Source organism: Vallitalea longa (genome assembly GCF_027923465.1).
GTDB classification, from domain to species: domain Bacteria; phylum Bacillota; class Clostridia; order Lachnospirales; family Vallitaleaceae; genus Vallitalea; species Vallitalea longa.
The window spans coordinates 1-13,624 of sequence record NZ_BRLB01000003.1 but is presented as its reverse complement, the minus strand read 5'-3'; the positions used below and the strand labels follow the sequence as shown (position 1 = coordinate 13,624).

12 protein-coding genes and 1 other annotated feature are annotated in these 13,624 nt (G+C 29.4%); of the genes, 2 read left to right on the top strand and 10 right to left on the bottom strand.

Annotated elements, in window-relative coordinates; genetic code table 11:
* Window positions 1–3 precede the first annotated feature (3 nt).
* Window positions 4–966, top strand: a complete 963-nt coding sequence (locus QMG30_RS07995; protein ID WP_281814288.1) for a radical SAM/SPASM domain-containing protein — start codon at window positions 4–6, stop codon at window positions 964–966.
* A gap of 101 nt (window positions 967–1,067) precedes the next feature.
* Here QMG30_RS07995 and QMG30_RS07990 read toward each other — a convergent pair whose 3' ends face one another.
* Window positions 1,068–2,204 (bottom strand): 4Fe-4S binding protein, encoded by a 1,137-nt coding sequence (locus QMG30_RS07990; protein ID WP_281814287.1) that lies wholly within the window; start codon window positions 2,202–2,204, stop codon window positions 1,068–1,070.
* 194 nt (window positions 2,205–2,398) lie between these two features.
* Window positions 2,399–3,247 carry an EFR1 family ferrodoxin gene (locus QMG30_RS07985; RefSeq protein WP_281814285.1) on the bottom strand — a complete coding sequence of 283 codons (849 nt, stop codon included), beginning with the start codon at window positions 3,245–3,247 and terminating at the stop codon, window positions 2,399–2,401.
* Window positions 3,248–3,481: 234 nt separating this feature from the next.
* Here QMG30_RS07985 and QMG30_RS07980 point away from each other — a divergent pair, with 234 nt between their 5' ends.
* Window positions 3,482–4,333, top strand: a complete 852-nt coding sequence (locus QMG30_RS07980) for a MerR family transcriptional regulator (protein ID WP_281814283.1) — start codon at window positions 3,482–3,484, stop codon at window positions 4,331–4,333.
* Between the two features lie 178 nt (window positions 4,334–4,511).
* On the opposite strand, the gene QMG30_RS07975 is transcribed toward QMG30_RS07980, so the two are convergent.
* From QMG30_RS07975 to cysK, 8 genes are all read right to left on the bottom strand, one after another.
* Window positions 4,512–5,162 (bottom strand): hypothetical protein, encoded by a 651-nt coding sequence (locus tag QMG30_RS07975; RefSeq protein ID WP_281814281.1) that lies wholly within the window; start codon window positions 5,160–5,162, stop codon window positions 4,512–4,514.
* Window positions 5,163–5,581: 419 nt separating this feature from the next.
* On the bottom strand, window positions 5,582–5,797 hold the full coding sequence (tnpA, locus tag QMG30_RS07970; protein ID WP_281814836.1) for an IS200/IS605 family transposase: 216 nt from the start codon (window positions 5,795–5,797) through the stop codon (window positions 5,582–5,584).
* Window positions 5,798–6,239: 442 nt separating this feature from the next.
* On the bottom strand, window positions 6,240–7,904 hold the full coding sequence (gene ilvB, locus QMG30_RS07965) for a biosynthetic-type acetolactate synthase large subunit (RefSeq protein WP_281814280.1): 1,665 nt from the start codon (window positions 7,902–7,904) through the stop codon (window positions 6,240–6,242).
* A 143-nt stretch (window positions 7,905–8,047) separates the two neighbouring features.
* Window positions 8,048–8,294 (bottom strand) — a binding site (T-box leader).
* Window positions 8,295–8,398: 104 nt separating this feature from the next.
* Complete coding sequence (locus QMG30_RS07960; protein ID WP_281814278.1) at window positions 8,399–9,490, bottom strand: hypothetical protein; 1,092 nt, start codon at window positions 9,488–9,490, stop codon at window positions 8,399–8,401.
* Between the two features lie 254 nt (window positions 9,491–9,744).
* On the bottom strand, window positions 9,745–10,977 hold the full coding sequence (locus QMG30_RS07955) for an ATP-grasp domain-containing protein (RefSeq protein WP_281814276.1): 1,233 nt from the start codon (window positions 10,975–10,977) through the stop codon (window positions 9,745–9,747).
* 380 nt (window positions 10,978–11,357) lie between these two features.
* Window positions 11,358–11,816 carry an NUDIX hydrolase gene (locus QMG30_RS07950; RefSeq protein WP_281814275.1) on the bottom strand — a complete coding sequence of 153 codons (459 nt, stop codon included), beginning with the start codon at window positions 11,814–11,816 and terminating at the stop codon, window positions 11,358–11,360.
* A gap of 204 nt (window positions 11,817–12,020) precedes the next feature.
* Entirely contained in the window at window positions 12,021–12,452 is a 432-nt protein-coding gene (locus QMG30_RS07945) for an RrF2 family transcriptional regulator (RefSeq protein ID WP_281814274.1), read from the bottom strand.
* A 14-nt stretch (window positions 12,453–12,466) separates the two neighbouring features.
* The gene (gene cysK / locus QMG30_RS07940) at window positions 12,467–13,384 is read right to left on the bottom strand and encodes a cysteine synthase A (RefSeq protein ID WP_281814273.1); all 918 of its coding nucleotides are present in this window, start codon (window positions 13,382–13,384) and stop codon (window positions 12,467–12,469) included.
* Window positions 13,385–13,624: the final 240 nt, after the last annotated feature.

Here is a 13,624-nt window from a genome sequence, read left to right as displayed (position 1 = left end):
ACCATGATTGTTAATCCATATAAAAACTTAATCGGGAAGGTAAAATCTTCTCTAGAAACTAAACATCCTGAAGCATTTGAGAAATACATTCTACCCAATAGCCTATTATTATTTGACAGAATATATAAAAAAAGAAGTATAAAAAGAGCAAAAGATTATTATCTACAAATAGAATATCCACTATTCAAAACAATTGAAATTGAAACTATCAACAGATGTAACGGTAGTTGTTCCTTCTGTCCCATCAACCATAACATTGACCCTAGACCTTTTAAGATGATGGATGCGGAATTATTCAACTCAATAATCAATCAGCTAAAAGACTTAGACTATCACGGAAGTATAGGTTTGTACTCTAATAATGAACCACTACTTGATAAAAGATTATTCAAATTCTTAAAAACAGCAAAAGAATCACTGCCCAACGCTACATTATATTTATTTACCAACGGTTCACTTCTAACTATACAAAAATTTGAAGAATTGATGAAATACCTAGATTGGATAACCATTGATAATTACAATGATGATCTTACTCTTATTGAACCAGTTAAAAAGGTATACGAATATGCCTTGACAAAACCTTATCAAGATAAAGTACACATATATCTTAGAAAACAAAATGAAGTATTGCTAAACAGAAGTGGACAAGCCAAAAACAGAACAAAGAAAAAACACAAATTGAAATCCGCATGTTTATATCCATTTGAACAAGCAGTAGTAAGACCTGATGGTAAACTCAGTCTATGCTGTAACGATGCTACTGGTAAAGTCACTATGGGGGACTTGACTAAAGATAAGCTTATAGATATCTGGAATAACGATAAATACAACAAAGTCAGAAAAACCATGTTAAAAGACAGGTCAATGAATTGTCTATGTAAAAATTGTGATATCGTAACTCCAACTGTTCCAGCTGGTACATCTTTCAAAGTTAAGAATATAATCAATATGATTAAGAAATAATATCAGGAATCCACATATTAGCGGATTCTTGATGAAAATTATTTACTAAAACCATCATAATGGTATTACTGGTAGCCTATTTCTTCTAAATAAGTTTCAATCTACTTTCTAGCATTTTCCAGAGCATCGGCAACTGCGTCTATTATTCCTATGGAAGAGTAGGTTGCACCACTTACAGTATCTACATCGGAAGATTGTGATTCAATAATATCTTTCGTAACAACAGGTTCAGCACGATTGTAGAATTTTTTATCATCAATGTTTTCTATTACTTTAATTTTAATAATTATTTCGTTAGTCACTGTTACTTCTACCTTTATCTCACCTCTAAAACCCATCCCCGTACCTTCATATACACCGTCATCAATTCCAGCTGCCTCTCCCACAGAAACTAATTTACCATCTATTGTAGTTTCTGATGAGGTTCCTGTTGTTGTATTAGTTAATCTATCCTCTCCCAATTTCATACCCAATGGGAGTTTTCCTGTTATGCCGATACTAATGAATGAAACAACTGCAATAGACGCAATGATACAGATTGCGGCAGTATATTTACGTTTCATTTTATGAGTAAATGATATTTTTTCATAGGATAGAGTATCTTTTATAGGACAAGCACTAACACATTCAAAGCAGTTTATACATTGAAGTGATTGAACTTGTTCCATTTTTGATACTTCAATATTCATGGGACAAGCCTTATCACACTTGGTACATCCTACACAGCTAGCTTCATCTCTCTTAATAGTGAAAACTCTTAATGAACTGATTACCCCATACTTTGCCCCTTCTATACACAAATAATTGCAAAACGGTCTTTCAAAAAACATCCCTATTACCAAGAAAGAAATTAGAATAATCAACGGAACAATACCTGAAAATGATCCACCAAGATATTTTATCAAGTTTACTCTTGGATCATACGAGAAAATCGCATAAATAATATCAAAGCTAAAGACTAGATATGCAACGAGTAAAACATATCTTGAATATTTTAGGTATCGCTGAATAATCTTAGGCATCTTATATTTCTTGATTTTTAACATTTTTCCAATTTTACTGGCTATATCCTGCAAAGTACCAAATGGGCAAACCCACCCACAGTAGTAGGCTCCACCTATTAATGTAGTTACCATAATAATGATCATGGTTACTCGAAAATTCATAAAAAATCCAATTAGCGTCAATACAACACATATTAATTGAACTATTAATCTTACTTTTTGAATGCTTTTCATATTAAATTCCTCACTAACTAATATTTCTTAATATTTGACTTGTTGAATATATTGTATAATTGTATGTCATTTGATTATACACTAAAGTGATGTTATATTGTGTGAAAATATGGGATATAATCTATAATCATTAATGAGGTCATACATATGAGGTTATATAAGGTCATATATAGCATTCTTATTCAATAAACTTATTATAAATATATTTTACTTTCTAAATCATTTACTTCTTCTTCTGTCATTTTATGCATCTCTAATTTTTTATCCCAACTATTTGACAAATCATTTGTATGCAAAACACCATCAGGGCAATTTGCTATACATCTAAAACATGCAATACAACGATTATCAGCAATACCTTTTTTCATATCCATAGCATTTACAGGGCATAGTTTTTCACAGAGACCACACATAGAACAATCTTTTGAATCCCTTGTGGGAAGCTTTGTAATTAAACCGAATCTATATTTTTCTGCTTTATCAAATAAATTTTCTTCATATATGGGCTTATCAAAATCTCCTAATTCATTTAAATCATCACCTAAAAATCGTCTAACCGTCTTCGATATGTACTCTTCTGCAACTTTAAAATCTAATTGATTGGGACGATCCATAACAGCTTTCCATCCACTATGATTAAATGTATGTGCTCCTAGAAATTCTGCTGTTGACACAACATTAAAATTTTGTTTCTCCAATAATCTTTTTATGAAATAATGGGCTGGATCCTTTCCAAAACCTCCATAAGTAAAAAAAACTGAACAATTCATTCCTTTTCCGTCAAGTGTTTGTAGCCATTCCCTACATACACGTGGAGCTCTCATTGAGTAAATGGGGAACCCAAAAACAATAGCATCGTATTGGTCTATCTGAATTTCCTTTTTTCTGCTAAAAAAAGAAGTAATATCTACCATAGTAACAGAAAAATTAGAGTCACATAAATTTTTATGTATCACATCAGCAATTTTTTTTGTGTTACCTGTTGCAGAGAAAAATGTTATTAATATATTCATATTTTTTCTATTCTCTTTTAAACTAATCATCATTACCCCCATAATTTATTCTCATGTCTACAAAATATTCTAAATGATTAAAAATTTTATTAAACCTCCTTCTTATTTTTTTACTTTTATATACCTTATTATATACTTTTTCTTTTTCATGCGATTGACAATTTAGAAATAATTGATAATGATTGTCATTTTCTTACTTTTATGTTATTCTAAAGTATATACTTGGTATACAGTCAAGTTTTTTTATATAAGGTGTGTGAAAAGATGAATAAAAGTTGGCAAACTGGTGAAATGGCCAAACTCAAAGGCCTTAGTAAGCAAGCAATAAGATATTATGAGCGAAGAGGTATAATCAAACCTGAATACATAGATAAGAAAAATAATTACAGATACTATAGCAACAAGCAATTCGTAGAATTTTCTAGACTTAAGTTTTTACAAATACTAGGATTTTCATTAAGTGAAATCAATGATTTTTATGCATTGGATAACATTGAAGATTCGGTAAGCACCCTTCACGACAGAAAAAGTGACTTTGATGCCTTAATACGTAAACTTCAATACCAACAAAAAGAATATGAAGATGTGCTCCAACGTCTGGATAATGCTCTTAAACATATAAAAAATGGTAATACACCAATTCATATAATTCATGATTTTGAATTAAAGGGCATAACAATATCTGCAAAAAGGATAAAAGACTGGAATCATTTTAATGAAGCACAACTAGAAATTGAAAAAAAGCACCCACTGGATACTCAAGATATTCATCATTACAATTTAGTTTATGAATTTGATTTAAAGAGAAGTAAAGCGTTCAATAATCTGTATGATGCGAATTATTTTTATGATAATCATGTTAAATCCATTATGAAAATGACTTATTCTTCTAAAGGCTACCCAAATCCTGAAGTAAAGCAGATTGGAGATGTAATCTTCACTTATCATTTCGGTCATCCAGATCTTGCTGACAAGTCCATTGAACGTATACAATCCTTTGCAGAATACAATGGACTAGAGATTACCGGCAGTGTTTTTATCATTAAAATTGGCAATCGCTTTATTACTGATAATATAGAAGATACAATTTGGGAAGTATATGTACCTGTAAACTAATAGATATAGCTTCTGTAATTTCAGAATCTATATGTTAAGGAATTTTTATTGCTAAAATCCAGTTAAATTATACAACTTTAATCATATATTTGCTTTTTGCAATTCTCTAAGTTTACTGGAGATATTTTCAGTGTGCTGTAGGTTATATATTGATTGTGAATATAGCTTCATGTCATCATCATAATTTTCTTGTTGCTGATATAATATTGTTGTAATTTTTAACTAGGAACGTCCAATAATCTGACCATATTATCATGTCAGAACCTACATCCAAGTAATTCTTTGTTTTTTCTTCAAATGCTTCTTTTGTAACTTCTTTGCCTTCAAATAAATATAAATCATCATCTAATATATTATTCATTGTATTATACTTATCAAATGTTATTTGAGTAACAATGTTATCTTCATCTAACTCTGTATATGTATAACTAACATGTTCAGGACCACTACCAAATCTGTTATATAATATAGCACCATTATTCAATAATGTATCATATCCAGAACCTGAAAATATCGTTTGTAAAGTGTCTTCATCACACTCTATAATTTTATATTCTCTCATGGATGATAGATGCAGTTCCGGAATACCATTTTTATTAGAGTCAAAAAGCGTGTATCTATTGTAATTTTCTTCTAAGGAATAAATATCACTTATTTCAATCATGTCATTATTATCCTTAACACTTATATTTCCTCTTAAAAATTCGCTATAGTTATATAAACAATTTTGGGTTGTATCATTATAAGATTTATTTGTTATTTTAACATTAGGAATGCAACCCATTATAACAATTAACAGAATAATTAGTATTCCTACAACTTTTTTCATAATTACTTCCTTCATTAACTTTTTTCACTAATTTAAATCAGTATCTCTTTAAATATTAATTATTATATCATTAATAACACATATTGTAAATCCATGTTTTTTCTGTGTAGCAATAGTATGTTTTTAACAAAGTGAATTTAGAAGATTAGATTTCAAAGTATGTGCTTTTATCTTAAGCTTAGCTCTTGGTACTATTAACCGTCACTAGGGATTTCATCTATAAGATTGTGTCCATGAACTCACAAATAAAAGCTCCAATTACAGTAGTTGTAACTGGAACTTCTTTATAGTTATTTAATTATCTATTAAAGTTCAAAATTACATATCAGAAAAATTTCATCAACAATATTGTTTTTTTATCTAGATGTTTCGAGAAAACCACCTCCTCTAACTAGGAGGGAGATGAATCGGAACGGTTTTTAATCTTTAACTCCTGCTTGAGAGCGAATATATTTCTCAATCATTTCTATTGTTGCTCCTCCAGTTGTTAAAATGCAATAACTTCTACTCCAAAATACGGGTTTCCAGTAATATTCTTTTAAATATTCACTATGTTTTTTCCTAATAAGTCTTGAAGAAACAGTCTTTAGAGTATTAACTAATTTTGCTAATTCCACTTGATCATTTAAAGTTATTTTTGTAGATTTATTATAATTTTTACATCTTAATAAATATTTTCCTGAACCATTATACCCTTTTACTCTTATATAATAATATTTATCAAAATATCTCTAACCACTTTCTTTAATGGTTAGAGATATAAAAAGTTTTGTTATTTTTGCTGTCTATTGTCAGGGAGCACTTCAGTATTAATCTTTCTTACTTTTTCTTATTTGTTAGCTTTATTCATTAGCCAATTCCAAATTTATTGCTTGAACCATACCGACTATTAAACTATTAACTAGATGAAAATTGTTATTGCAATGACAAGTATGTATTTGTTCGACTGCAAAGCGAGCTTTGCTAATGTAAGCAACTCTTCATCGCTAAATATTTTTTGTTAATATAGGATATTATGTTGTAATATGTTTTTTTATTATAGCATCCTGTTTAATAACCTACAGAAAATTATCAATCCTAACCTTCCATAATCAATGAATCAATAGATTCCCCTGGAGCAACCATTGGGAATACTTTATCGTCTTCATTGATTCTGCAGTGAACCAATACTGGTCTTTTACAATTTATAGCTTCACTCAATACCTCTTCTACTTGTTCTTTATTACTAATCTCTAATCCTCTCATTCCAAAATCCTCTGCTAACCTAACAAAATCAGTTACATGATTAAGAGTAGTTTCTGAATATCTTCCTTCAAAGAAAAGTGTCTGCCATTGCCTAACCATACCTAAGGAGTTGTTATCGATGAGTATGATGATTATTGGCAAATTATAATTAACGGCTGTTGCAAGTTCAATAAGATTCATTTTGAAACAGCCATCACCAGCGATATTGATAACAGTTTTATCCGGATTCCCAATTTGTGCTCCTATTGCTGCTCCAAGTCCGAATCCCATTGTTCCAAGACCACCAGATGTCAAAAATTCTTTTGGTCTATTGAATTTGTAATACTGAGCTGTCCACATCTGATGCTGTCCAACTTCAGTTGCTATAATTGTATTTTCATCAGTCAGGTCATTAAGCTTTTCAATTATATATTGTGCTTTCAGTCCATTGTTCTTATATCTTAACGGATATTTTTCTTTGTATCCTTTAATTTCATTAACCCAATCTACTTTATCTTGTTTTTGTAATTGATTATTCAGCCTTGATAATACTTCTTTTATATCTCCTACTATATAATGATAGGATACTATGTTTTTATTTATTTCTGCAGGATCAATATCAATATGAAGTATTTTGGCATTAGGTGCAAATTTCTCCACTTTACTTACTACCCTATCACTGAATCTTGCTCCTATGGCAATTACCAAATCACATTTATTTATACCTTTATTGGATGCTTTTGTTCCATGCATTCCAATCATACCAGTAAATAATTCATGGTTGCCAGAAAAACCTCCTAGTCCCATTAAGCTAGAGGTAACTGGAGCATCTATCATCTCAGCGAATGATAATAATTCCTTTGATGCTTCTGATCTGACTACTCCTCCACCAATATATATGAAAGGTCTTTCGGAATCAGTAATAAGTTCAACAGCATTATTTAATGCTTCATCCGTAATATTCTTACAAGCTCTTTTTACCAATCTGGGTTGTTTATATTCATAATCGGTAGTACCCATTGCTATGTCTTTTGGAATATCGATAAGTACAGGTCCCTGTCTACCTTCCTTTGCAATATAGAAAGCTTCTCTAATTGTATCAGCTAATCTATTTATATCTTTTACGATATAATTATGTTTGGTAATTGGTGCTGTAACACCTGCTATATCAACTTCTTGAAAACTATCTTTTCCTAGTAAAGATAATGGAACGTTACCTGTTATTATAACCATAGGTACAGAATCCATATAAGCTGTAGCGATACCAGTAACCAGATTAGTAGCTCCTGGTCCAGAAGTAGCGATACATACTCCAACTTTACCTGTAGACCTTGCATAACCATCAGCTGCATGTGATGCTCCTTGTTCATGAGCAGTTAATATATGCTTAATATACTTTTTATTTTTATACAATGAATCGTATATGTGAATAACATTTCCTCCCGGATACCCGAATATGGTATCTACTTCTTGTTCCTTCAAACACTCAACAACTATATCTGCACCAGTTAATAACATATGTAACATCTCCTTTTTAATATTTTTATTATTATTAGTTAATGGTTGTAAAAAATAAAAAATATGATTCTTATAAAAAAATTTTTTCTAATAAAAATAGGAAGTTGAATTCTTTATTTAAACAAAAAACCTCCGTCCTTAATTACAAGGACGAAGGTATTATCTCCGCGGTACCACCTATTTTGCATGTTATGCCACTTAGTCTAATACGAGATGCATAATCTGATATTAGCTCCCCAATAACGGTGGGATTCCGTTGAAGCCTACTCTCTTACGATTTCGGTTCACAGCTCCAAGGCTACCTTCCAATATTCCTTCATGGAGAATTCCCACCAGCATCTCCTCTCTATAAATCTAGAATATTATACTCTTCCTTTTCTCTGCTTTTATACTGTATAACTTTCTTACGATAAAATATTTTTATTAATTATATCACTAATAAATACACTTGTCAATGAATATTTATTCAATTTATTTATCTGATTTTCATACCACTAGAATTTTTTTAGATTTATCAATTTACCATTATTCAATTTGTAAAAACTTGGTCCTGACAATATAAACCCTTGCCTGTCCTTATATGATATTTCCAGTTGATATAGTATTTCGCTAGATTCAATATCTATAATAACAATTTCTTCTATATGACTTCCATCTACCTCCATACAAGTATAAATTTTATCATTAAATATATATACTAAGTTTCCATAGTATGGAAAAGTTACATGACCAAATTGGGAATCAATATTCAGCTTCTTTTCCATCGTTAAGTTAAATTCAGAATCATAATACTTTACAATTGGATCCCATGTATCATTTTGGCTACATGTAGCAACGAATCCATTCTTATATGGAAATATTTGATTTATCCTATCTTTTTCATCGACTGTCAACAATGTTTCTCTATCCAAATCATATTTTATCAATAATCCTTTATTTCCTTTGGACTTACTGGAACTTGAATTAATTGATAGAACACAGATATTATCTTTGATAAATACTTTATTTCCTGTCCCATCTAATCCCAATTTTTCTTTAACATCGAGTATTACTTCTGTACTGTAATCAATCAAATTAATTTTATATATCTTTTCAGAATATATATATATAACATTTTCATCTATTTGAACATCTTGTATATTCATCTCTTTATTGTGGTTTATAGTCATTTCATTTAATTTTCCCTCATCAAGTATATAAATCTTCCAACTTAATCCATCTTTTGCTTCTACAAAAAAGGCTTCATAATCTTTTTGAGAAGAATACTTAATTAATGATTCCTTTAATTCTTGAAAAGATTTTTCAAAATTTAGTTTCTGGCTAATGCGTTTTATTGCTTTTGAAGGTACAATATCTATACATGCATGTAAATAAACTTCATCATACTTTTCAATATTATCATTCATTAATAAATATGTTTGGGTATCTGCTGATTTTACTTTATAATAACTTAATGGTACAACAATATCATCATCCATAGGTATTTTATTTATCAATAATTTTGATTCAATTAAAAGAGTTTCTTTTTTTACACAACCCACTAATATTGCAATTATTAAAAATATAATAGTATATTTCACTTTCATTACTTTTGCACCTTCTTTAGTTTTATACATTATATCATATAATTCCAATAATATTGTATAAATATTTCAAATTATATAAATGCGATATTAAATGTCCGGTATTTTTAAATAAAATTTTATAGTGTAATTTTCTGTTATTCTTCTATTTGTTTTAAAACCCCATATTGGTTTTTACATAGTTGAATCCCTTTTATTATCACCATAGAAATTGTAATCTACAATACTTCATATTATATACAAAAATTATCACTCTATTAAACTTCACTCCTAGTCTCTAAAACAAATTGACTTAGCGAGTTTTTCAATTTTAATTTTAGTTGATAATATTTTTCATCTTCTATAATGATATGTCCTAAGCGAACTGCACTACTATTGTACTTTGGAATTACATCACCTTCTTTTCTTAGCATCAATGTTTCAATAACCCCTTCTTGTTTTTGATATTGTTCCGGAGTTGAGATTTTATTAATTACTCCGCTTTTAGAAGGAATATTAAAATTCATTCTTCCTGTAAATACTTCTCTATGGCTGACTGTAAAATCTCGCCTCCCAATATTTACAAGTAAAGCCGCTTCATAAATATCCAAACCATGAGTATTTTCAATACAAGCTTTTATTCTTGGCCCTCCTCCAACTCTAATTGCTATTTCTCCAAAATATATATCCCCATAATCTGTTACAAAATATTCAGCATGGTAAACAGCGTTTTTTATAGCTAACGCCTTTATTACCTTCTCATTTACTTCAATAAGTGATTTCAGTAAACACGTATCATGATATTTTTGTGGAAATGTCACAGAACCATATGCCTTTTGTTCAGTTATGGCTTTCAATATCGAATCTTCCGTATATTTAGAAATTGCTACAAAATCAACATTGTTCTCGTATGAAATTGAATCTAAATGATATTCTCTTCCATCTATATATTCTTCAATAATATATGGAAAATTTTTAAGCATTTTATTTTTCAACTCTAATAATTGCTCATTATCTTCTATTTTATATGTATCAATCGTACCTGCTCCGCTAAGAGGTTTAATAATAAAAGGAGTACCAACTTTTTTTACGGCAGTTTTTATCTCTGAAAAGCTGTTAACTTTTTCATATCTGGCAGTTTTTATACCGTTTTTAACCATTAATTCTTTCATTAAAAATTTATCTCTTGCATATTTAGAACTTTTAAGATCTGTACCATCTACATTATATATCTCTCTAAGTTCCGCTGCTACTTCTATTGAAAACTCATCAAAAGTTATTATTTTACTTATTACATTAACATTCGGATTTTCATCTATGATATTTTTAATACTATCTATATTTGAAATATCATCAATAAATCCTATATCATCATACGTAGCTTTTGCTGAATCCTTATAATAAAAACTATTTTTTTGAAGAATCAAGAAATTATAGTATTCACTACAATACTTTTTCACATATTTATTTATATACATACAATCCGAAATATAAATTATTGCATCTTTCATAATATATCATTCCTCTCATTTTAATAGCATTAGAGCTAAATTTTAATGATTATACACTCTAAATTGAATTATAATAAATTTATATATGAATAGTTTTTTATATCCAATATATTTAGAGGTATAAATTGAGCTTAGAAAAACCACTTTTGCCTACGTGTTAATTATAATAACATCTACAAAAAAGATAAAATACGACAATATACTCTATAATCAGCTCAAATGTTATTTATTTTATTTTTTTTCACAAATTTATGCAATTAATTTTACTATTCAATGCAGTATATGTCAAATATATGTCACTATTTATATTTTTTATTAATTTTTTATTAAATTTCATTAATTTAATGGTTTTATTATTAACTCTTACCATTAATTATAACTCAATAATTAACCACCAAGTCATAATCAATTAATTTTTTATCTTTGTATGTGAATTTGGCAGAAAACATCTTATATTTAGTTAACCATTCAAGAAAAAGATTATCTCCTTGGGACATTTTCAATTTCTGCACATCTTCATTATTTACCCACTTGAGATTACCTTCATCACATTCAATGAGTTGACCTTCAAAATCATTTACAGTATACAAGAAAACATACCAATCATCCTTGCCGAATTCAGGAAAAGTCAATATTCCTCGCAATGTAGGGTTCTTAATTGTAAGACCACTCTCTTCTTTTATTTCTCTAATGACACATTCCTCGGGTGATTCCCCATTCTCTATTTTTCCGCCAAGCCCAATCCAGTTACCCTCGTGAATATCGTTTTTCTTCTTGACCCTATGAAGCATAAGAGTCTTTCCATCTTTTTCTATATAACATAATGTACCTAATTTCATTTTTCTTTCTCCTACTATATATATTTTTCTTTTGTTGTTATTGTTAAACGAATCATCTATACCATTGTTTTGTATGTATTAAAACAAACACTCAGAAACCAGCAAAAGCTTTGCAGAATAATAGCTTAATAGCCTTATTACTCTGCAAAGCGAATTTTCAGTTCTTTATCCACTATATGATTGATAGTGGATAATTGAATTTTATTATATATAAAACATACTCCTGCTCAATGAATTATAATCGTTGATTATATCTTCAATATTGATGTTGTCAATTACTTCAACCAATGCATCTGACATCTTGTTCCATACTTTATTTATGATGGTATATTCCAGATCTTCAATATTGTAATTATCCGTTTTCTCTACAACTTCTAAATTTCCTTCAAATAATTCAATAATACTTTTAACTGTAATATCAGAAGTTTTTCGTGTTAAGAAATAGCCTCCTTTTGTCCCTTTAGTACTATTGATGATACCACCTTTTTTCAGTTCAGCAAATATTTGTTCAAGATATCTCTTAGATATATTCTCTTTATCTGATATCTCTTTTAGAGAGACATTTTCTTTTTGATAGTTAATCCCTAAATAAACTACTGCTCTCAGTCCATATCTGCTTTTATTGGATATGTTCATAAGTACACCTCTATCTAAAATATATTCATAGACAAGTATCTTTCTCCATTATCAGGTAGAACAACAACTATGTTTTTACCTTTATTTTCTTCTTTTTTACCTAGTTGAATCGCTGCGAAGACTGCCGCTGAAGAAGATATTCCTACAAGTAATCCTTCTTCTTTTGCAAGTCTTCTCATAGTATTGAAAGCATCCTCATCTTTCACTTTGATTATCTCATCTATTACATCTTCATTCAATACGTTAGGAACAAATCCGGCTCCGATACCTTGTATTTTATGTGGGCCAGGATTACCTCCTGAAAGTACTGGAGAATTATCTGGCTCTACTGCAACCACCTTGACGTCATCAATTTTGTCTTTCAATACTTCTCCTATTCCAGTTACAGTTCCTCCTGTTCCTACTCCAGCTACGAAAATATCGACTTTACTGTCAGTATCATTAATTATCTCCAAAGCTGTAGTTTTTCTATGAATCTCTGGATTAGCTAGGTTATTGAATTGTTGTGGTACGAAATGATTAGGATATTGTTGTTTCAATTCTTCTATTTTATCGATAGTTCCTTTCATTCCTTTAGTTCCAGGTGTTAAAACCAATTCAGCGCCATATGCTTTTAATAAGTTTTGTCTTTCCTTACTCATTGTATCAGGCATTGTCAATATGACTTTGTATCCTTTTACCGCTCCAGTCATAGCTATTCCTATTCCTGTGTTTCCACTGGTAGGTTCCAGTATAACAGTATCTTTATTGATTAGACCTTTTTTCTCACCCTCTTCAATCATAGCAAGAGCTATTCTATCCTTAACACTTCCACCTGGATTAAAGTATTCTACTTTTCCATACAAATTTGCATGTGTATCATTCAATTTATTGATTTTCACTAGTGGTGTTTTACCTACTAATTCTAATATATTATTATATATATTACTCATAATTATAATCCCCTTTCTTAATACCGAATATTCCTATCGGTTATCGTGTATATATTATTAGTTTACCTTATGAATCACTATATGTCAATAATAAAAATAAAATCGTTATGAAAGTATGATTGATTTATGATAATGTCTTAGTGTACCACAATTGATTATGTCCTATTTATTAATTATGGTATATAATAAAACCTCATGTATTTTAAAGACAGAGGTGATTATCATTAGAAAGGTAAACTT